This is a genomic window from Paenibacillus sp. 3LSP, assembly GCF_032465655.1.
Taxonomy (GTDB): Bacteria; Bacillota; Bacilli; order Paenibacillales; family Paenibacillaceae; genus Fontibacillus; species Fontibacillus barengoltzii.
Map to the genome: position 1 here is coordinate 1 of NZ_JAWDJI010000178.1, position 22,099 is coordinate 22,099.

Sequence of the window (22,099 nt, forward strand, 5' to 3'; positions counted from 1 at the left end):
GCAGCGTGCCGACCGTCGCTCGCTTTTTTGCTCTCGCGCCACGTGCTCAGGCAGATTTAAAACCGAGGGCTTGACAAAAACGTTCATAGCAACGGACTCCAAATTCGTTACACTAGTTACCTTCACTATAGTCTCTACCTTCACCACCGCTGTTACTACTGTCACTGCTGCTGTTTCTACCGTTGCTCTTCCCGTGTGTCCTTGTTGTTGCTAATGCTAATGTAGTTACTCTGTAGTTACTTCGCGAATTTCTCTATGCCAATGATTGACGCCGACATCGCGTAAGTTACTTTTTGCAGATACTAATTACTACGGATAACCATTACTAATTACAACTACTACTAGCTGCAACTGCTCCTAACTGCTCCTAACTGTGCCTGACTGCTCTTATTGGTTCGATTTCCTCCTAAATGCGTCTAGCTGCTCCTAATTGCGCGCCTAAAAGACACTAACTTCCAGAGTCCAGAAACTACTAATAACTGCTCCAAGCTTCTGTTTCCTCTTACTTGCGTCACCAATCATGCTAAACCGGTCCAAACTGCGCCTAATGTGCCTAACAAAGCCTAATTGTGCCTAACTCTGCCAAACTCCTAATACACATTACAGAGCTGTGACGTCTGGGGCTCCTGCATATCTTGCTTTCGGAGTAACTATTTTGCTTGTTCGCTTGCTTTCGTCTGCCGCTCCCCTTGGCTAACGCTTGCCAGAGCGCTTATTAGGGCGAAAAGAGGGAAATTTCAATTCTAACGCTTGTCAGGAAGCTTATTTGCGTGAAATGACCTCATTTCGAGGGCGAAATGGGCAAATAAGCTCTCGCATAAGCGTTAGATTCTCAAATCCCTCGTTTTGGGCAAAATAGCGTTGCTGGTAAGCGTTAGAGGTGAGGCGCGCTGCGGTTACCCCCATAGCGTTGCTGGTAAGCGTTAGAGTTCCGGGGACCGTGGTTGAGTCCAATAACGTTGCTGACAAGCGTTAGAAGTCCAGCTTGGCTTCAACAGCGATCACGGGCCCTTCACTGGCAGCGAAGCAAAGGTTCCCTCCCCGTGACAGCGACTCGTTCACTACAACCGCGATTCGCTTACCGCGACTATGTCTCCCGAGCTGCCTCCTCCCACGCCATCATGGCGGAGGGGAAGAGCTCGATCGCGCGAGGGAACACGCCGTGCAGGTAGGCGATCAGCACGCCGTAGTTGACGATCGGGACGCCGGCAGCTTTGGCTTCGCTGAGGCGGTGCAGCATAGCGCGGCGGTTGAGCATGCAGGCGCCGCAATGCACGATCAGCGCGTAGCGGGACAGGTCCGGCGGATAGCTGTAGCCGGAGATGTGCTCAATCTGCAGCTGCTTGCCCGTGGTCTGCCGGAGCCAGCGTGGGATTTTGACGGTGCCGATGTCGTCGGACTGCTGATGGTGTGTGCAGGCCTCTGCGATCAGCACCCGGTCGCCGTCCCGGAGGTTCTCCACGGCCCGTGCGCCCCGGACGAGCTCGTTAAGGTCGCCTTTATGGCGGGCGAACAAGATGGAGAACGAGGTCAGCGGCACGTCTCGCGGCGTATCGGCAGCGGCCTTGAGGAAAGCCTGCGAGTCGGTGATGACGAGCCGCGGCTTGGCCCCGAGCCGATCCAGTGTCGTCCGGAGCTCGTGCTCCTTCGTCACGACGGCGATGGCATCGCTCTCGAGCAGGTCGCGGATCGTCTGCTGCTGCGGCAAGATCAGCCGGCCTTTGGGCGCGGCTTTGTCGATCGGCACGACCAGCACGACCAGATCACCCGGCGCCACGAGGTCGCCGACGAGCCGGAAGCGCGCTTCCTCGTGCGGCAGCGCCGCAACGATGGCCCGCTTCAGCTCTGGCACGCCGCGGCCACTCAACGCGCTGAACGCAACACATTCAAGGCCGAGCATAACCTTCACATCGCTAAGTGCAGCCGATCTCGCGTCGTCATCCAGCAGCGCGTCGACTTTATTCACCACGCCGACGACAGGGATCTTCCGTTGCCTCAGCTCGGCCAGTAGCCCCCGATAAAAATCATCGGGACCCGCCAACGCATCGATTACCAGCAAGGCAAGGTCGGCGCGGTGGATCAGCTCTCGTGTTTTTCGCTTGCGCAGCTCACCTAACGCGCCTTCGTCGTCTAAGCCAGCGGTATCGATCAGCACCACCGGTCCCAGCGGCAGCAGCTCCATCGCTTTGTACACCGGGTCGGTAGTCGTCCCCCGCACCGGCGAGACGACCGCTGTCTCCTGGCCCGTCAAAGCGTTCACCACACTCGATTTCCCCACATTCGTTCGGCCGAAGACGGCGATATGAATCCGCTCCCCGCGCGGTGTTGCGTTCAGGCTCATCTAAATCATCCCCCTTTATTCGCCGGGGATGCCCGGCTTCGTGACTTGCAGCGGATTCAGGATGTCCGCGGCGCGTTCGGCGGTCAGCCAGCCGCCGCTCACAGCGACCTGCTCCACCGACAGCCCCTCGCGCCGGGCGATCCCGGCAATCTCGGCTGCCGCCTCGTAGCCGAGGTGCGGGACCAGCGCGGTGGCGAGCACGGTGGAGCGCCGCAGATGCTCGCGGCATACGCCCTCGTTGACGGCGATGCCGCGAATGCAGCGCTGCTCGAACAGCGGCATGGCCCGCCCCAGAATCTCCAGTGATTCCAGCAGGGAATCGGCGATCAGCGGGCCGTACGCGTTCAGTTCGAGCTGGCCGCCGGCGGCGGCCCAAGTGATCGCGGCATCGTTCGCGATCACGCGCATGGCCGCTTGGCCGGCCATTTCCGCCATGACGGGGTTCACCTTCCCCGGCATGATCGACGAGCCGGCCTGGACGGCGGGCAGCGTGTACTCGCCGATGCCCCCGGCGGGGCCAGACGCCAGCAACCGCAGGTCGCCGGCAATCTTGAACAGCGTCACGGCTGCCGCTTTCAGCAGCCCGGACACCTCGACGAAGACGTCCATATTCTGCGTCCCGTCCATCGGAAATTCGCTGCGCGCCAGGCCCAGCCCGGTCAACTCCTGCAGCGTGTCGGTGACTTGGAAAATGTAAGCACGCGGCGCGTCGAGTCCCGTGCCGATCGCTGTGCCGCCGAGATGAATCTCGCGCAGCCGCTCTTCGGCTTTGTACAGCCGCCACCGGTCGCGGGCGACCGCCTTGGCGTATGCGCCAAACCCCTGGCCGGCCATCATCGGCAGGGCATCCATCAGCTGCGTGCGCCCGAGCTTCAGCACATCCGCGAATTCCCGCTCCTTCTCCTGCAGTGCCTCTTGCAGGGAGGCGTATGCGTCGCTGAGCGGGCGCAGCAGCCGGATCGCCGCGATTCGGAGCGCGGTGGGGTACACGTCGTTGGTCGATTGACATCGGTTGACGTGGTCCAACGGATGGACCAGGTGGTAGTCGCCTTTGGTCCCGCCCAGCCGTTCAATCGCTAAATTGGCGACCACCTCGTTGACGTTCATATGCGTGGACGTGCCCGCGCCGCCCTGCAGGGCATCCACGACGAATTGATCGGCCAAGGCACTGCCCGCAATCTTGTCGCATGCCCACTCAATCGCCGAAGCCACATCAGCCGGGATCAAGCCGAGCCGGCCGTTCACTCGCGCCGCCGCTTTCTTGACCACGGCGATCGCTTCGATCAGCCGGGGATGGACGGGCCGCCCGCTGACCGGAAAATTCTCGATCGCTCGCGCCGTATGAATGCCGTAATAGACTTCTGCCGGGATCGCTTTGGGGCCTAGCGCGTCGGTCTCCATGCGATATTTTGGATCCGAATCGGGTTCATTTGAGAATGGTTGACGCATTGGGGTTCGCCTCCGACAAATGTCAATATCTTCCTCTCCATCGTAGTTGAAAGCGATTTCGGAAAACAGTAAAGAAGATCACGCTAAAGCCTAGAAGGAACTTGTTCTAAAGACGGTTTTTCGTCCATAAGCTAGGGATAAGAAGGAGGGGTACATGCCATGGTCGAACCAAATAAAGCCAAGCATCAGGAGCTGCACTTGCTGAATCGCAAGCTGCTGGATATTACAGGGGTCCTCAATGTGGAGAGCTTCGACAGCGAGGAGTTTTTACTTCAAACCGAACTTGGTGCGATGACGATCCGAGGGCATAATTTACATATCAAAAACCTGAACCTGGAGCAGGGACTGGTCAGCATCGAAGGTACGGTGAACTCGCTTTCGTATTTGGACCCGGGGTCCAATTCGTCCAGTAAGGGCCTGCTCGGCAAGCTGTTCCGATGAATTTGGAGACACAATGGGCGACCCTGCTCTGGATGCTGGCATCCGGGGGGATCATGGGCATCGCCTTTGACAGCTATCGCGTCGTCTCGGGACAACTCCGGTTTCCCCGCTGGAGTGTCCATGCCCTCGATTTGCTCTACTGGTTGGCTGCCGCCTTATTCGTCTTTCGTACGTTGTATCACAGCAACCATGGGGAACTAAGGTTCTATGTTTTTTTAGGACTTTTTTTAGGTATTTGGATTTATTTTTTGTTCCTTAGTTCTCTCACCGAGCGTTTTGTGTTAATGTTAATGAGGATAGCTAACAAATTTTATCGGTTTATCGTACGAACGATCGAGATTTTCATCATCGCTCCGTTACAATGGTTGGTCAAAATGATCCGCGTTCTGCTCGGATTCGTTTGGATCGTGCTGCTGTTCCTAGGCCGGATCACCTTGTTGCCGATTTGGAAGCTGCTCGTATGGGTGCTTAGACCTATATGGACAAGACTTCGGATTCCGCAAGGGGTGGACAAGATTCGGCGCTCAGCGGTCGTGTGGCGAGAGCGCATTTTGCGTCTATTACGCTGGTTCTACAAGGAATAAGGCTGGGAGGTGTGCCTTGGTGCGCGAAGTGTCGACAAATCCGAAACCATCGAACAAAACTTCATCTTCCGGAAACGGATCTGCTTTCGCTAAGCGCAGGTTGCGGATCTGGATGGGATTTATGGTCCTGTTTTTAAGCTGGGCCGGATATACGTACATCTCGCAAGCCGGGGAGATCGGCAGCAAATCGCAAGAGCTGGCGGAGCGGCAAGCCGCCAAGGCAGCCAGTGAGCAGAGCTTGAACCAGCTCAAATATGAGATTGACCGTTTGAATGACCCCGAATACATTGGACAAATTGCCATGAAGAAATATGGTCTGTACAAACCGGGTGAAATCCCTGTCCGGGTATCCGAGTCCGAAGCCGGAAATGACTGACCCCATGCGGGTTGACGGGACATCCGTCTGTTGACCTTGTTTCAGTCATTCGGTATAATCAAATCACCGCAGTCAAGATTTCGAGGCCTGGCTGTATATTTTTAAGGGAGGATCATTTTATTTTATGGCAATTGAAGTGGGCACCAAGTTAGAAGGAAAAGTGACAGGCATCACGCATTTCGGAGCATTTGTGGATCTGTCAGGAGGTGTCACGGGTCTCGTTCATATTTCGGAGATCGCCGATAATTACGTGAAAGACGTTAACGATCATCTGAAAATCGGCGATACGGTTACCGTTAAGGTAATCAATGTCGATAAGGACGGTAAGATCGGACTTTCCATCAAGCAGGCTGTTGACAAACCGGCCGAAGCCAGACCGCCTCGTGCACCGAGAACGGACCGGCCAATCGGAGGTGACCGTCCTGGCGGCGGATTTAACCGGGACCGGGGAGGACGCTCTTTTAAGCCCCCAGCCAGCAAATCCTCATTCGAAGACAAAGTTTCTCGTTTCCTGAAGGACAGCGAGGAGCGCATTTCTTCGTTGAAGAAGAATACGGAAGGCAAACGCGGAGGTCGCGGAGCCAAACGAATGTAATCCCTGAAAATTTAACTACTCAAACCCACCGTAGGCGAATCGCTCGCCTGCGGTTTTTTGTTTGCTTTCGTGCCCCAATCTTCATAAGTTGACTTTTGCCTATGCGATTAAACAGGTTTTGTCGCCTCTGGGCTTTTTGCCGACAGGTTCTTACGGTTTTTTACGAGGAGCGCGTTTAAATAGCCTTTGTTCGTAGACACAGCCTGGGATTTCCCATGCGAACATAGAAACCCCTGATGCGGTCCATCGCTATGGGGGGCCTGGATTCGCGCGGTGTCGGCGTTCTCTCTCAATTTGTCGGAAATTTCTTTGGCACCGGCTCCGATATCTGACAAACTTTCCGGTTCTAGCCTCCTATAATGGGACATACCTTACTAATTTGGAAAAGGCGGTGCCAGGATGTTGAATAAGTGGAATGTCACCCTGTTTCCAGGGATGAGAAAGGCGAAGGCATGGGACAAGGGAGCGATGCGGAAGATGCTGCTAGACCAGCCAATCATCCAGCGGGCTGGGCGGCTGTTCGCGGTCAACAAGTGGACCGGACTGCTTCTAGCGATGAGCTTCCTGCTGGGCCGGGCGACGATCTTGGACGAGCTGGCTCCTTTTGCCGTCGCTTTCTTTGCGGTGATTCGCTTCATGCGGCGGGATATCGCGTGGTTTGCGGGGGCGGCGATGGTCGGCGGAGCGTTGTTGACGCCGCCGGGGGCTCATCTTCATGCGATAGAAATCGCCGTGGAGCTGTTGATCTTCGCCTTGTTACAAAAGGGACTGGAGTCTTTTGAACGGGCAGATCTCTCCTATGCGCCGATTATGGTATTTACGAGTACGTTCTTCGTTGGGATGTTCGGGGCGGTAATTGGCCCTTCCCTGACTTGGTACACACTTGCGATGACCGTAATGGATGCGCTGCTCAGCTTCGTACTGACGCTGGTCTTCATTCAGGCGGTCCCGGTGTTTACTTACCGGAAGAAGCATTACCAGCTGCGCGGGGAGGAAATTTTGTGCCTCGTGATTCTGCTGGCTTCCGTGATGACCGGTACGGTTGGATGGGAGATTCAAGGATTATCGGCGGAGCACGTGTTGTCGAGGTACCTGATCCTGCTGTTCGCCTTGGCAGGCGGTGCCCCTTTAGGCGCTTCGGTTGGCGTCATCACCGGCTTGATTCTCAGCCTTGCTGATACATCGGCCTTGTACCAAATGAGCTTGCTGGCGTTCTCCGGGATGCTGGCCGGGATGCTCCGGGAAGGACGGAAATGGGCGGTCGGATTCGGCATGCTGCTCGGTTCGTCCATTCTGTCCATCTATATTGCCGGCCCGGCGGATGTGATGTCCTCCACTTGGGAGAGCTGCGTCGCAGTTCTATTCTTCCTGCTGACCCCCAAAAAGACGGTTCAAGTGATTGCCAAATACGTGCCCGGCACACAGGAGCATGCTAAAACGCAGCATGAATACGCCAAACGGGTACGCGATATCACAGCTGGCCGGGTGGCGCAGTTCTCCCAAGTCTTCAAGCAGCTGGCGCGCAGCTTCGGACAAGTATCCAGCACTGGGGAAATCGCAAAGCGCAGCGAGGAGATTGACCATTTCATGAACGCGGTGACCCAGGGCGCTTGCGCGACCTGCTTCCGCAAGAATACTTGCTGGGAGGGTCGATTCTATCAGACGTACAAGCTGATGACGGAGATGATGACCGCGATTGAGGAGAAGCCAGACATTACCCCGGACGAGCTGCCGGCCAGATGGTTGAAGATGTGCGCGAAAACCGACCAGGTGTTGGACATTATGAAACACGAGTACGATCTGTATCAGCACGATCTGCATTGGAAACGGCAAATTTACGACAGCCGCCAGTTGGTGGCTGAGCAACTCTCCGGTGTCTCGCAGGTGATGGAGGACCTGGCCCGGGAGATCCAACGGGAAGGACAAGCCATGTACAAGCAAGAGGAGCAAATCCGCGAAGCGTTAGAGAAAATGGGCTTGTCTATTCATAGCATCGACATTGTGAGTCTGGATCACGGGAACGTGGAGATCGAAATTGTACATGCGTACACCCGAGGTTTTGATGAATGCCGGAAGATTATTGCTCCGCTGCTGTCCGATATCCTCGGCGAGCATATCGCAGTCATGAATGAAATTCATCATGGAGGCAGAGAAGGCCTGGCGACCGTCACCTTCGGCTCGGCGAAAGCGTTTGAAATCACGACCGGGGTTGCCGGCACCGCGAAAGGCGGGGACATGCTCTCCGGTGACAGCTTTAGCGCCAAGGAGCTGGGCAACGGCACGTTCGCTGTGGCGATCAGCGATGGGATGGGCAACGGGGAGCGCGCGCGGCTGGAGAGCAGTACGGCGCTGAACATCCTCGAGCAGCTGTTGCAGTCCGGCATGGAGGAGACGCTGGCGATTAAATCGGTGAACTCGATTCTGATGCTGCGTTCGCCCGATGAGGTGTACGCGACGGTGGACATGGCGCTGATTGATCAATATACGGCGCGGACAACGTTTATGAAGATCGGCTCCTCCCCAAGCTTCATCAAGCGAGGTTCAGAGGTCATCCCGGTGACGGCCAGCAACCTGCCGATCGGCATCATCCAGGATATTGAGGTTGATCTGGTGTCCGTTCAGCTTTATCCGGGAGATACCTTGATCATGATGACGGACGGCATCTACGATGCGCCGGGCCCTGCGGTGAACAAGGAGCTGTGGATCAAGCGGCTGATCCAAGAGATCCAGGCCGAGGATCCGCAAGAGATCGCCGATTGTCTGCTGGAGTCCGTTATCCGGTATCAGAAGAACGTCATTCATGATGATATGACCGTAGTTGTGGCGAATATCGATCATATGCAGCCAGAGTGGGCTACGTTGCATATCCCCGGCATCAGCCGATTGGAGCGACCGCGTACCGTGAGTTAACCGAGAGCTTGAGGTGAGAACCTCAGGTTCTTTTTTCTTAGGTGCGAGGAATGGAGTTGAATCCAAGGATTTAAGGATATGGAAGGAATACATTTTTTTGATATTTTCAACTTTGTTCGATGGGAGTAGAATTATGGTGGTTAACTTACTTTTCGTTAGGAAGAAGGGATGACAATGAATCGCACAGAGGCACGATACGACCTGGACATGATTGTGACCTGGGGAGATTGCGATGCGGCGGGGATTTCCTATTACGCGAAAAATTTTGACTGGTTTACGAATGGACGCATGAGATTGCTCGAGTCTTATGGGCTGCCTTATATGAGCGCCTTTCACCATCAAGGGATTTCGCTTGTCTGCTTGACGGCAGATTGCCAATATAAGAAAATGCTGCGTCCCGAAGAAAGAGTGACGCTCAGCACTTGGATCAGCTCATTGACCCGAAGTCGAATGGCTTTTTCCTATCAGCTGTATAAGGAAGGCGGGGTGCTGGCTGCTGAGGGGATGACGACCCATGCGTATGTGGACGAGCATGGGCAGCCCGTCAACCTGGAGAAGCGGCATCCGGAGCTGTGGAATCAGTTAACCGAAACCCACCGGCAACGCAGTGAACAAGTTCGTGAGGGCGGAGGGTCGACCCATGCGTAGCGGCAGAGTAGTGATTACCGGCTCTGGCGCGGTGACGCCGGTGGGTATCGGCGTTCCGGCCTACTGGCAAGGACTGCTTGCGGGAGTAAGCGGCGTGGCAGCGATTACGCGATATGACGCGGAAGCGATGCCCGTGAAAATTGCCGCAGAAGTGAAGGATTTTAACCCGGCCGACTTTATGCCGCGGAAGCTGGTCGGACAATCGGATATTTTTATGCAGTTTGCCTTTGCTGCGGCGCAAGAAGCGCTGGAAAACAGCCGGCTGAAGGCGCGCCCCGAACGGATTGGCATCGTGGTAGGTACGGCGCTGGGCGGCATTTCCTCGGCGGCGCAGGCGCAGGAGCATATCACTAGCAGCGGCAGCTATCGGGTGTCGCCTCATCTGGTGCCGAAGATATTGGGCAATATTGCGGCGGCTCACATCTCCATCATGCATGGCATCCAAGGGCCAAGCCTCACCGTCAACACCGCCTGCTCCTCCGGGGCAGACGCGATTGGTATGGCGCGGATGCTGCTGCTCTCGGGCCAAGCCGATGCCGTGCTGGCTGTTGGTGCGGAATCGATTTTGTCCGCGCTGATGGGGGCGGGCTTGTCCGCAGCTCGGGCGTTGTCTACACGGAATGAAGAGCCGTCTCGGGCCAGCCGACCATTCGAGCGGGACCGTGACGGGTTCGTGATGGGCGAAGGCGCCGGCGCGGTGTTGCTGGAGACGCTAGAGCATGCCGAAGCGCGGGACGCTGAGATTCAAGCCGAGCTGTTCGGCTACGCCAACAGTTCAGATGCTTACCATGTCACCTCGCCGGAACCAAGCGGCAGCGGACAAATTCGTTGTTTGCGCATGGCACTGGAGCAGGCCGGAGTCGGCGCAGCCGATATCGATTACATCAACGCGCATGGCACTTCAACTCCGCTCGGTGATCGGATTGAAACGGAATCGTTGAAGGCAGTCTTTGGTGACCACGCTGGACGAATTCCTGTTAGTTCGACCAAGGGAGCGACCGGGCATCTAATGGGCGCCGGCGGAGTGACGGAGCTGATTGCTTGCATCGGTGCGATTCGGGAAGGTATCGTGCCGCCAACGTTAAATTACGAGCATCCGGATCCGGAATGCGATCTTGATTATGTTCCGAACCGGCCACGAGCCGCCCGGGTACGGATGGCGATGTCGAACGCCTTTGGTTTTGGCGGCCAGAACTCGTCGCTCATTGTGGGCGAATATAACGGAAGTGCAAATCCACGAAGATAGGGAGGATCCATCGATGGAGACGATCAACCAATTTACGTACGATGTACGGATGTTTAAAGATACGTTTGAACATGAGTTCACTTATATCAACGGTTTTATGCGGAACGTGCACCGGTCCGCGACCCGTCCGGCATTAACTTGTCCGCTGCGAGAACGAACCTGGACTTATACAGAGCTGAACGAGGAGGTCAATCGTCTCGCCCATGCGCTGATCGGGGACGGCATCGGCAAAAACGACGTGGTCTTGTATCAGCTGTTGAATTCAGCGGAATTCGTGTTCAGCTATCTGGCTCCGCAAAAGCTGGGCGCGATCAATTGCCCGATCAACTTTAAACTGTCCCCCGGCGAAACCGCCCATATCCTTGATGACAGCAAACCTCAAGTATATATCTATGACGCAGAAATTCAAGAAACCGCCGAACGGGCGCTGGAAATGGCCCGCCATCGGCCGCGCCGGATTATCATGGTCGATTATACCGGCACGAAAACAGCGCCGCAGGGTCATATTTTATATTCGGATTACGTGAAGCAGCAGCCTGTGGAAAATCCGCCGATCGAACGGCCTTCGCATATTTATGATGAGGTCACCCGCTTGTATACCTCCGGGACGACGGGGATGCCAAAGGGCGTACCGATGAACAATATCAACGAAGTGCTCTCGGCTCATGATGTCGCGATGCATTTTCCACTCAGCCCGGTCGACAAAACGATGAATATGAGCCCGTGGTTCCACCGCGGCGGCCTGCATTCCGGCGGACCAACGCCAACGCTTTATGTCGGCGGCGAAATGGTCATTCTCCGCTACTTCCATCCGAAAACGGTGCTGGAGTACGTGGCCAAATACGGACTGACCTTCCTGATCGGGGCACCGCCAATGCTGAAGATGCTGCATGATACGCAACTGAAAGAGAATGCCGATCTGTCCGGGCTCAAAGGCATTGTCACGATGGGGGCGCCGTTGTCCGGGGCGGATTGCATTAAATATCAGCAGGTGCTGACGAAGAACATCTTTAACGGCTACGGGACTTCGGAAGCGTTCTGGAATACGTTCCTGCGCCCTTACGACTTGCCGGAAATGGCCGGTTCTGCCGGACGCGCCTGCACCGACGACGAAGTCGCCGTGGTGAAAGTGTTCCCGGACCGCCGAGCGGAGCCGCATGAACATGTCGCCAAGGATGGCACCGAAGTGGGCGAAATTATCGTGAAAGCCCCCGGGAAAACAACGTACTCCTACATCAATAATCCCGGTGAAAGCGAGAAGGTCTTCTACAAAGGCTGGATCTATATCGGCGATATGGGAACATGGGACGAAAACGAGTTTGTCACCATCGCCGGACGCAAAAACGATATGATCGTGTCGTCCGGCGAAAATATTCACCCGGTGCAAATTGAGGATGTACTCAACCAGCATCCGAAGGTGAAAGAAACGGTGGTTGTCGGCGTGCCGGACGAGCTGCGCGGCGAATCCGTCGTCGCCTACGTGATCAAAAACGACGAATCGCTAACCGCCAAAGAATTGCATAAATATTGCAGCGAGCATCCGATGTTAGCGGCTTACAAGCGGCCCCGCTTCTATCGATTTATCGATGAGCTGCCGTATACGGCAACGGGGAAAAAGCGTCATTTTATCGTAAGAAACATGGCGTTGGAAGACCAAAAAGAAGGCCGGCTCGAGCGGCATTAATGCCGGTGCTTTCTAAAATTGATGTTCTAACTGCAAAAATACATTTCACTTGTGTGGAAAACCGGCTTTTTCGTGGGATCAAATGCAAAAGTGCATCTAAAAAAGCGCAATATGCCCAAAGAACGACTTATCTGCGAGTATAAACTGCAATTTTACATTATGGCAGGCGCCAAAGGGTGATTTTGACCAAAATGAACTGTACTTTTACATCTCGTGGCGGCAACGGCGCAAATACGACAGTTGTGGTGCATATAGCGCATAAGTCGAGGGCGTGGTTTAGACAAGAGCTTGAGGTGGGAACCTCAGGTTCTTTTTTTTTTGGCGGAACAATCTTGTTTTGGCTGAACGGGGGGGAAGCACGTTATAATAGGGGGTGAGAAAGGGGAGTTGAATATTGGATTACCGCGTGGATGTCACTTTTGAACCCCGGTACGAACTACTCAGCAGCCTACATACGATGATATGCCGCAAATCACATAAAAAAATCGACTTGAGTCCGGTATGGGTGAAGGATACGTTATCTCGAATTACGCCGGATTTCAGCTCCACTCTCAACGATATGGACGTGGACAGCGATTGGAAAATCACGTATTTGCTAGCTTACTTGTGCCCGGAAGGAGCATCCCCCGAGGAGTTTCTGGCCTGGTTGGAAGAGAAGACGCCAGGAGATCTGTATGAACTGATCGCAGTGTACAGCCAGCAATTTCCAAAGGATATGGGACAGTACCGCTCCCGTACCTTATTCATGTTGTCCAATTGGCACGAGCAATATTTCCGTAAGCAGTCGCCGGAAGTGATTGAGGGACTGCGTTCCGAGGCTCAGACGCGTGCAGCGGAGCTGGCCCGCCAGACCGAGCTGTCAGCATTCATTGAAAAGACGACGAACGGACTCACGTTTCTGCCAAAAGAAGGGCTGGAAAAGCTGGTTCTTGTGCCGCAATATCATTTTCAGCCGATGAACATTATTTATCATTTTGGCCGGATCACGTTGTGTCATTATTCGGCACGGTTCTATCTGGGTGACGAGACGGATTTCCCCCCCCATGACTACCGGATGATCCGGGCGCTCGCCGAGCAGAGCCGGTTGAAAATTTTGCGATTCTTGAGCGGCGGCCCTCGAACGTTTACGGAGATCGTCCGTCATTTGCAAATCTCCAAGGGGATTACGCATGATCATGTGTCCAAGCTTCGCAGCGGCGGCTTTATCCGTGCCCATGTCGATGGGGAAACGATCTCCGAATACAGCTTGCGTCCGGAAATGCTGGATGTGATGCACCAGAAATTAGTTGATTATATCGTAAACTAAAACAGTGCCAGTCCTGGCAGTCATAAGGATTCTGCTCCGTGCGAACGGAACAGGGTCTTTTTTTTGTGGCATAAATGCTATATTCTCTGAATAAAGAAAAAATATTAAGTTCTCTATTTACAGAACAGCGGCCCGATCGTATAATAGGAGCGTTAAAACTCCACTTAACACATCGGAATTAACGTCTATTGTAAGGTTGCACCTGAAAAAAGACAATACGGAGGGAGAGAATCATGCAAATGAACAGAAAACGAGTGACTGCGCTATTAACCTTATTGTTGACCGGGGCTTTGGCCCTTACGGCCTGCGGCGGGGGCAGCAATGCAGGGCAAGGAACGGATTCGGCCTCGGCACAGGCGGGTAACGGCCAAAGCGAGGCTGGTGCCAACAACGCAGGTCCGGAGACTGGAGGAGAGCTGCAGTTCATTCCAGCCAGCGATATGTCCAAGCTGCCGGCGATCGCCAAGGAACGCACGGATACAATCATCGTTGGCTTGACCGACCCAAGCGGTGCGTTTACGCCGTACTTCCAGCAGAGCGGATATGACGGCAACGTGTCGTCGCTGCTCTATACGCCGCTGGTGACGGTGGATGACCAGGGACTGCCAACTCCGGGCCTCGCTGAAAGCTGGGAGGTTTCCGATGATCAGCTGACGTATACGTACCATCTGCGTAAGGACTTGAAGTTCAGCGACGGTTCGCCAATGACGGCGGACGATGTGGCTTTTACTTGGACACTGTTGCATGACAAAGCTTACGATGGGGACTCCCAAATTCCTACGCTACATATCGTTGGCGGCGAAGCCTACAAGGAAGGGAAAGCGGACAGCATTTCCGGCATTACCGTGAAAGATTCTCAGACCATCTCGGTTACGCTGGAGCAACCAAATGCAACGGCGCTGGTGCTGCTTGGCGGCGATATTCTGTCTAAAGCCTACTATGGGAAGGACTACAAGTTTGGTCAGCTCGATTACATTAAGAAGCTGCACGAGAAGCCAGTCGGCAACGGCCCGTATATCTTGGAGAAGTTCATTCCGGGGCAAGAGGTGCGCTATGTCGCCAACCCTTACTACTATGCGGGTAAGCCAAAAACCGAGAAGTTTATCTATAAAACCTCTGAAGGGGACACATGGCAGTATCTGGAGACCGGTGAAGTGGACTACGCTTCCTTCAGTGCTACAACCGAGAACATAGACAAGCTGAAAAGCATGGGCTTCGTTAACATTCTGCCGTATACCCCAAGCACTTATGGTTATCTGCAATTAAATCTGGAGCATGAAGCTTTGAAGGATAAGAAAGTGAGACAGGCGCTGACGTATGGTCTGGATCGCCAAAGCATCTACGTGGAAGCGAACCAAGGCGCAGGGCAAGTCGCCAACATTCCAGCTTCGCCTATTTCCTGGGCTTACACGGAAGAAGGCATCAACCAATATGTCTATGACCCGGACAAAGCCAATCAGCTGTTGGATGAAGCCGGTTGGGTGAAAGGGGCAGACGGTATCCGTGAGAAGGACGGTCAGAAGCTGACGATCCATTTCCTTGGTTCCAAGAACGCCCAAACCGACGTCTTTATTGCTGTAGCGACGGAGAACTTCGCGGCAATCGGCGTTAACTTCCAGCCGGAGGTATTCGCGGACTTTAACGCGTTAGTCTCCAAGGTTGAAGGCGGCGACTACGATATGGCTTCCTTCTCTACTCCAATGCTCGCCGACCCGTCCGACGGCGTCCTGCAATTCGTGGATGGCGAGATCAAAGGCTACGATAATCCGAAGGTCAAGGAGCTGTACGACAAAGCGCTGAGCACCAGTGACATCGAGCAACGCAAAGCGATTTATAAAGAGCTGTTCCAGCTGCTGAACGACGAGTTGCCGATTATCTTCACGAGCTATAAGAAGACCGTATACGCCTATAACGGCCGTATTCAAAACCTGACGGTCAGTCCGTTTACCGGCCTGTCCTCCAGCTTGCCGAACTGGTCGTTGGAATAGAATTTAAATCTTTGAAAAATCAGCCGCTCCCCTCGTGTGCCTTGCATGCGAGGGGATGGCTCGTCTAAGGAGTGCGACGCGATGAGCGCCTATATCACCAAACGATTGATTTATATGGTGGCGATTCTGTTGGCAGCCTCGCTGCTGATCTTTTGCCTGTACGCGCTGACGCCCGGCGACTTCATCAGCGGGAACATCAAGCTGACGCCGGAGCGCAAGGCTGAGCTGCGGGAAATCTATGGCTTGAACAAGCCGCTATTAGAGCGGTACTTCATATGGATGAAGAATGCTTTTCATGGCGACTTCGGCTATTCGTTAGCCCAACAGAAGCCGGTACTGGGGTTGTTTAACGACTATATCTGGAACTCGTTCCTGCTGGCGGCAGTGTCGACGTTCCTCACTTGGTTTATTGCCGTGATCGTTGGCGTAATTTCGGCTTACAAGCAGTATTCCTGGTTCGACACGCTGGTGCTGGTGCTGATCTTCGCCGCGATGTCGCTGCCGTCTTTCTTCATCGGGTTGTTCCTGATTAAAATTCTTGCGGTTGATTTGAAATGGCTGCCGCCAGGCGGGATGATCACAACGGGGAGCAATGCTACTGGACTGGCTTACGTAAAAGAAGTGATTCACCATATGACCCTGCCGGTGATCGTTATGACCATTCTGGGTGTCGGTTCGCTGACCCGTTATTTCCGGACCAACATGATTGATGTGATCAAGCAGGATTATATCCGAACGGCCCGGGCCAAAGGGTTGAAGGAAAGCAAGGTGCTCTACCGCCATGCGCTGCGCAATGCGCTGCTTCCGGCGATCACGCTGGTGGGGTTTGAGCTGCCTGCGTTGTTTGGCGGTTCGCTCATCATTGAGAAAATCTTTAACTGGCCGGGGATTGGGCAATTATACATGTCTTCTTTTTCCGTTCGAGATTATCCGTTATTAATGGGATTTACGATGTTGATTGCAATCTTGACCGTGATCGGGACGTTGTTATCGGACTTGCTGTACCATATCGCCGACCCGCGCGTTCGGTTGTAATAGGGGGTTAAGCAACCATGAACTCAATTCCAGAACATTTGCCGAAGCCGGGCCCGGGACAAGAGGCTGCTCGTACCGCCGTGTCCAAGAAGCCGTCGCTGTGGCGGCAATCGCTGCGCCGACTGCTTCGCAACAAACTGGCCATGTCAGGCCTCGTTGTTGTTGTTTTTATGTTTCTTGCCTGCTTCTTAGGTCCGTTGTTCTCGCCGTATGCGGATAACAAAATTCAGATGTCGATGATGAACAAGCCGCCGAGCTGGCAGCATTGGCTGGGGACCGACAAGCTGGGACGGGACGTACTAACCCGGGTCCTGCAGGCTGGGCGTATTTCGCTGACGGTCGGCTTGGTATCTATGGTATTGTCCGTCTTCTTGGGCACGCTGCTTGGTGCGATTGCCGGGTATTATCGCGGGATTGTGGACCAAGTCATTATGCGGCTTGCCGACTTGCTGTTAACGATTCCCGGTTTGCCGCTGCTGTTCATTGCCGGCGCGCTGTTATCGGAGTGGAAGGTGCCGACCGATTACCGTATGTACATCGTCATGATCATGCTCAGTCTGGTGAACTGGCCGGGGCTGGCGCGGATGATCCGCGGGCAAATGCTTAGCCTGCGAGAGCGCGAATTCATGCAGGCGGCGGTGGTGCTGGGGCTTCGTGACCGGCGTAAGCTAATCCATCAACTGCTGCCGAATCTCGTGCCGCTGATTATCGTCATCGCTACGCTGAACATCGGCGGAGCGATCCTTAGCGAGTCGGTGCTCAGCTTCTTTGGGCTGGGCGTGATGCCGCCGACGCCGACCTGGGGCAATATGATTGACGCCGCAAATAATTTGATCGACTTCCAGCAGCATCCTTGGCTGTGGATTCCGCCGGGGCTGTCTATTTTTGCCACCGTCATTGCGATCAATTTGTTTGGCGACGGGCTGCGAGACGTGCTGGATCCGAAAACGAACAGGTAGGTGGAATAGCTTATGTCAACTTTGCTGGAGATAGACCGGCTGAGCACGCATTTTCATACTGAAGAAGGACGGATCAAAGCGGTTGATGAAGTCAGTCTGCGGATCAAGCCGGGGGAAACCGTATGTATCGTCGGTGAGTCGGGCTGCGGCAAGAGCGTGACGGCGATGTCAATTATGGGCTTGCTGCAAAACGGCCCCGAGGTGGAGATCGGCGGACGAATTCAATTTGGCGATACCGATCTGTTGTCTTTAGATAAACATCATCTTCGCGCCATTCGCGGACATGAGATCGCGATGATTTTTCAGGAGCCGATGTCTTCGCTGAACCCGGTGCTGACGATCGGAGAGCAGTTAATCGAGCCGATGGTGCTTCACTTGAAGCTGAGCAAGAAGGAAGCTCGCCAGCGGGCCCTCGAGCTGATTGAACAGGTTGGGATCTCTCGGCCGGAGCAGATTATGAAGAGTTACCCGCATGAGCTGAGCGGCGGGATGCTGCAGCGGATTATGATTGCGATCGCCATCTCCTGCCGGCCGAAGCTGCTGATTGCGGACGAACCAACGACGGCGCTCGACGTAACGATCCAAGCCCAAATCCTCGATATGCTGCGGCAAATTAAGGCGGAATCCGACATGTCGATTCTGCTGATCACCCATGATCTTGGTGTCGTCGCAGAAATGGCTGATTACGTGGTCGTGATGTATGCTGGCAAAGTCGTGGAGGAAGGGGAAGTGACTGCGTTATTCGAATCGCCGAAGCATCCTTACACGCAAGGGTTGTTGAAGTCGAAGCCGGTGCTCGGACAGCGTCAGGATGAGCTGTTTTCTATTCCAGGCCAAGTGCCAAATCTGCTCGATTTGCAGCCTTCGTGTTATTTTCAGGACCGTTGCGCGCATTGCATGGAGATTTGCCGCACGAAAGAGCCGGCGTTGAAATCGCTTGGAGGCGGCCAGAAAGCTGCTTGCTGGTTGTATGAGGAGGAGAAGCGCCATGGGTGAGCCGCTGCTGACAGTACGGCATTTGAAGAAGTATTTTCCAATTAAAACAGGGCTCCTGCAGCGGACGACCGGACAGGTGAGGGCGGTGGACGACATTAGCTTCGCCATTCAGCCTGGGGAAACCTTCGGTCTGGTGGGAGAATCGGGCAGCGGGAAGAGTACGGTCGGTCGCAGCATCGTTCGTTTGACGGAGAAGACGGACGGCGACATTCTGTTTAAGGGCACGGACCTTTACTCACTGGGGGATGAAGAGCTTCGCCAGTTGAGACCCAAGCTGCAGATGATTTTTCAGGACCCGTATGGTTCCTTGAATCCCCGAATTCGGGTGGGCGATGCCATCGGTGAAGCTTTGCTCGACCACGGGTTGCTGCCGAAGGCGGAAATCCGCGACCGGGTGCTGGAGGTGCTGGCTTCCTGCGGGCTGTCCTCCTATCATATTGATCGGTATCCGCACGAATTCTCCGGCGGACAGCGTCAACGGATCGGGATCGCTCGTGCGCTGATTCTTAACCCCGAGCTGATGATTGCCGATGAGCCGGTCTCTGCACTGGACGTATCGATTCAGGCGCAAATCATCAACCTGTTCCGTAAGCTGCAGGAGACGCGCGGGCTTACGTATTTGTTCATCTCGCATGACCTTAGCGTTGTGGAGCATCTGTGCACACAGGTTGGGGTGATGTATTTGGGCGGAATGGTTGAAATGGCCTCGCGGGATGAATTATTCCGCCATCCGTTGCACCCCTATACCAAAGCGCTGCTCTCTGCGGTGCCGCTGCCGATTCCGCGCATGAAGCGGGAGCGGATTATTTTGAAGGGTGATATTCCGAGTCCGGCGAACCCGCCTTCGGGCTGCAAATTCCATACGAGATGCCCGTTTGCTACGGAAGAGTGCAAGCAGCGGGTACCGGAATTCCGCGACATGGGCGGAGGGCATTTTGTGGCGTGCCATTTGGTATAGTGTGAGGTAGAGTAGAGCGAATTAGTTATATAGTTAGGGAGGTCATGCTTTTGACACCACCAAAAACCAGCTTGCCGCAGCTCTATGCGCTGCGATTAGAGAGGATTCAGGCGAAGGGCATCCAAGGGGCGGAGCTCATGGAGCTGCTGGAGCGTAAGGACGCCGATGAATTGCAGCAACGAGTAGACCCGGAGCTGCAGTGGGGCGGATTTGTGGAATACCTCCAGGAGCATTTGGATGAGGTGAAGATTGCCCTATCAGAAGGCTACCGATTTAAATTTATGACCGTAGGCGGCCTGCGAAGCTTGCTGGAGATCAAATTCGGGTTGCAGGCGGAGCGGGATTATGTTTTTGACAACAACCGCTTTGCTGGCGTTAGATTGCATCGGGAAGCTTACCAGCAACTCAGAGCTTTGGCTCCTGACTATTGGGAGATTTTGATTGATCAGGAGGACCCGGATACGGGAACTCTCGAAATGCGCATTGAACACAAATATGCAGATTGATTTGCATTCTATTGAACTTAAGGCGGCGGCCTTAAGTTCCTTTCTTTTTGTAGATATGAGAAAGTATAAAATTCGGGGGATCGGCAAGAGATGAGGCCCGGGCCGGGTCTTTCTTCGTACAACTGGTTTGAATTCTATCCTAGCTGGAAATGATAGATACGAGAATGTTCAACTCTATCTATTTGAAGGGCGGGATGATGCGATGAAACAGATCATGTTGATTACGGACGGGTGTTCGAATGTCGGGGAAAGTCCGGTGATGGCTGCGGCGCTGGCAAGGCAGGAAGGAATCACGGTCAATGTGGTAGGGATTGTCGATTACGGTACGATTGGCGAGCTGGGGAGTCAGGAGATCGCTGAAATCGCCAAGGCTGGCGGCGGGATGAGCCGGATTGTCGGCACCGAGAACCTGGCGCAGACAATGCAGATGATGACGCGCAAAACGGTCGTTCAGACGATTCAACAGGCGGTCCATAAAGAGATTCGGCAGATCCTCGGCGATCAGACGGTGAGTGACTTGCCGCCGGAGCAGCGCTCCCAGGTCGTTGAGGTGATCGATGAGCTGAGTGAGAACAGCTCGCTGCAGGTGGCGCTTCTGATTGATGCCAGCGCCAGCATGAAGCCGAAGCTTCGGGCCGTGGAGGAAGCGATTCGAGATATGATGCTGAGCTTGAGCTCGCGGAAAGGGGAGAGTCAACTGGCGGTCTTCCATTTTCCCGGAGCCCATAGCGGAGAGGATGCCGTTCTGGATATGGATTGGACCAGCGATCTGGGATCGGCTCGTTCGATCTTCCAACGCCTCGTCATGAGAGGGGCTACGCCAACGGGACCTGCGCTTCTGAAGGTGATGGATTTTATGCGATATGGTACACTGAATGAACATGGTAAGTCTTGGCGTGAGAAGACGGAGGGACAAGATGGAATCCTCGGCGACTACGTCGTCTAAGATTTCCCTGCCGCAGGGAACGCGGATTATCGGACGCTGGAATGGCGGCCGGTATGTGATCCAGCGTCTGCTCGGGCAAGGGGCTAACGGCGTTGTATTCCTGGTGAAACGGGAGAAAAACGGAAAATTATACGCTCTGAAACTGGGCTTTGATACGCTGGATATTCAATCGGAAGTTAATGTGCTGAAAGCGCTGCAGCGTCAAGGCCGGCGGCGGGGGGCGGCGGAACGGGATCTCAATTACCTGGTGGAGGTGGACGATTTCACTTACCAGGGAAGGGAGATTCCTTTCTACGTTATGCGCTATGTGCAAGGGGAACCGTTGCGCGCCTTCTTGGCTCGTCGGGGCCCGCGCTGGCTGGACGTGGCCGGCCTTCAACTACTGCAACAGCTCGGACAGCTGCACCGCTCCGGCTGGGTGTTTGGTGACCTTAAGCCGGAGAACGTGCTCGTAGGGGCTTATGGCGAGGTCGAGCTGATTGATTACGGCGGCGTGACCAGTGAAGGGCACAGCGTCAAGCAGTTCACAGAGTGGTACGACCGCGGCTTCTGGGGAGCGGGAAGCCGTACGGCAGATCCTGCGTATGACTGGTTCTCCTTCGCGGTCGTCTGCATTCATATGCTTGCTGAGAGTGCACTGAAGAAGGCAGCGACTCAGCTGCCGCAGACGCGCAGCCGGAGCGATCTTCTAGCCATCGTCGATGGACATGAGGCGTTGGCGCCGTATCGCGCTTGGCTGAAGCGGGCGCTGCACGGGGAGTTCAGCGATACAGCGGAAGCGTGCCGGTTATGGAAGGAGATAGTCACTCGCCGTATCACTCCGCGGCGCCGGACGCGGCCTGGGACCCCGGGATGGATCGTCGGGGCGTTTGCGGTATCGCTGACCTTGCTTGCCTGTGCGCTTTATTTAACTTTCCGGTTTTAGGTTGGCCGCTGCCTTCCTCAGCTAACGGACACCAGAGACGCTATTCACTCGTCATTGGACTTCCTCCGATTCTAGCTAAGATGAACGTAAAACAAAGACAGCCCTCCAAATTGCTACATCTCGTAGGTTAAAATGGATAGTGTAGTATAAACCAAACCATTTCAGAGCTACATAGCAAAGGAGAGCTGATACTATGCAGTCTACCA

At 54.6% G+C, this 22,099-nt stretch carries 19 protein-coding genes; 17 read left to right on the forward strand and 2 right to left on the reverse strand.

What is annotated here, in order from left to right; all coding sequences use genetic code 11:
- Positions 1–1,087: 1,087 nt before the first annotated feature.
- Positions 1,088–2,341, reverse strand: a complete 1,254-nt coding sequence (hydF, locus tag RW092_RS14935) for a [FeFe] hydrogenase H-cluster maturation GTPase HydF (protein ID WP_316010580.1) — start codon at positions 2,339–2,341, stop codon at positions 1,088–1,090.
- A 15-nt stretch (positions 2,342–2,356) separates the two neighbouring features.
- Positions 2,357–3,790 (reverse strand): aspartate ammonia-lyase, encoded by a 1,434-nt coding sequence (locus tag RW092_RS14940; RefSeq protein ID WP_316010581.1) that lies wholly within the window; start codon positions 3,788–3,790, stop codon positions 2,357–2,359.
- A gap of 159 nt (positions 3,791–3,949) precedes the next feature.
- On the opposite strand from RW092_RS14940, the gene yabP reads away from it, so the two are divergent.
- The 17 genes from yabP (at position 3,950) to RW092_RS15025 (ending at position 21,893) form a co-directional block, all read left to right on the forward strand.
- Positions 3,950–4,231, forward strand: coding sequence for a sporulation protein YabP (yabP, locus tag RW092_RS14945; protein WP_009226328.1), 282 nt, complete (start codon positions 3,950–3,952; stop codon positions 4,229–4,231).
- Entirely contained in the window at positions 4,228–4,815 is a 588-nt protein-coding gene (gene yabQ, locus RW092_RS14950; protein ID WP_016314686.1) for a spore cortex biosynthesis protein YabQ, read from the forward strand. Before yabP ends, yabQ begins: the two co-directional genes overlap by 4 nt.
- A 112-nt stretch (positions 4,816–4,927) precedes the next feature.
- Positions 4,928–5,191 (forward strand): FtsB family cell division protein, encoded by a 264-nt coding sequence (locus tag RW092_RS14955; RefSeq protein ID WP_244268384.1) that lies wholly within the window; start codon positions 4,928–4,930, stop codon positions 5,189–5,191.
- Positions 5,192–5,315: 124 nt separating this feature from the next.
- A complete protein-coding gene (locus RW092_RS14960; protein ID WP_016314684.1) occupies positions 5,316–5,786 on the forward strand; it encodes a S1 domain-containing RNA-binding protein in 471 nt (156 codons plus the stop codon).
- A 399-nt stretch (positions 5,787–6,185) separates the two neighbouring features.
- Positions 6,186–8,696: a stage II sporulation protein E gene (gene spoIIE, locus RW092_RS14965; protein WP_316010582.1), complete on the forward strand. Its 2,511-nt coding sequence runs from the start codon at positions 6,186–6,188 to the stop codon at positions 8,694–8,696.
- A gap of 174 nt (positions 8,697–8,870) precedes the next feature.
- Complete coding sequence (locus RW092_RS14970) at positions 8,871–9,344, forward strand: acyl-CoA thioesterase (protein ID WP_316010583.1); 474 nt, start codon at positions 8,871–8,873, stop codon at positions 9,342–9,344.
- On the forward strand, positions 9,337–10,590 hold the full coding sequence (gene fabF / locus RW092_RS14975) for a beta-ketoacyl-ACP synthase II (RefSeq protein WP_316010584.1): 1,254 nt from the start codon (positions 9,337–9,339) through the stop codon (positions 10,588–10,590). The genes RW092_RS14970 and fabF overlap by 8 nt, the downstream gene beginning before the upstream one ends.
- Before the next feature lie 13 nt (positions 10,591–10,603).
- Positions 10,604–12,274 carry a class I adenylate-forming enzyme family protein gene (locus RW092_RS14980; protein WP_316010585.1) on the forward strand — a complete coding sequence of 557 codons (1,671 nt, stop codon included), beginning with the start codon at positions 10,604–10,606 and terminating at the stop codon, positions 12,272–12,274.
- Between the two features lie 394 nt (positions 12,275–12,668).
- The gene (locus RW092_RS14985) at positions 12,669–13,580 is read left to right on the forward strand and encodes an ArsR/SmtB family transcription factor (protein ID WP_316010586.1); all 912 of its coding nucleotides are present in this window, start codon (positions 12,669–12,671) and stop codon (positions 13,578–13,580) included.
- 233 nt (positions 13,581–13,813) lie between these two features.
- Complete coding sequence (locus tag RW092_RS14990) at positions 13,814–15,568, forward strand: ABC transporter substrate-binding protein (RefSeq protein ID WP_316010587.1); 1,755 nt, start codon at positions 13,814–13,816, stop codon at positions 15,566–15,568.
- Between the two features lie 81 nt (positions 15,569–15,649).
- Positions 15,650–16,603 carry an ABC transporter permease gene (locus RW092_RS14995; RefSeq protein ID WP_028539657.1) on the forward strand — a complete coding sequence of 318 codons (954 nt, stop codon included), beginning with the start codon at positions 15,650–15,652 and terminating at the stop codon, positions 16,601–16,603.
- 17 nt (positions 16,604–16,620) lie between these two features.
- The gene (opp4C, locus tag RW092_RS15000; protein WP_316010588.1) at positions 16,621–17,562 is read left to right on the forward strand and encodes an oligopeptide ABC transporter permease; all 942 of its coding nucleotides are present in this window, start codon (positions 16,621–16,623) and stop codon (positions 17,560–17,562) included.
- 12 nt (positions 17,563–17,574) lie between these two features.
- Positions 17,575–18,558, forward strand: a complete 984-nt coding sequence (locus RW092_RS15005; RefSeq protein ID WP_085279739.1) for an ABC transporter ATP-binding protein — start codon at positions 17,575–17,577, stop codon at positions 18,556–18,558.
- A complete protein-coding gene (locus RW092_RS15010) occupies positions 18,551–19,516 on the forward strand; it encodes an ABC transporter ATP-binding protein (protein ID WP_085279740.1) in 966 nt (321 codons plus the stop codon). The genes RW092_RS15005 and RW092_RS15010 overlap by 8 nt, the downstream gene beginning before the upstream one ends.
- 44 nt (positions 19,517–19,560) lie before the next feature.
- Complete coding sequence (locus RW092_RS15015) at positions 19,561–20,022, forward strand: hypothetical protein (protein WP_316010589.1); 462 nt, start codon at positions 19,561–19,563, stop codon at positions 20,020–20,022.
- A gap of 202 nt (positions 20,023–20,224) precedes the next feature.
- Complete coding sequence (locus RW092_RS15020) at positions 20,225–20,968, forward strand: vWA domain-containing protein (protein WP_016314671.1); 744 nt, start codon at positions 20,225–20,227, stop codon at positions 20,966–20,968.
- A complete protein-coding gene (locus RW092_RS15025; RefSeq protein ID WP_016314670.1) occupies positions 20,940–21,893 on the forward strand; it encodes a serine/threonine protein kinase in 954 nt (317 codons plus the stop codon). Before RW092_RS15020 ends, RW092_RS15025 begins: the two co-directional genes overlap by 29 nt.
- The last annotated feature ends 206 nt before the right edge of the window (positions 21,894–22,099 follow it).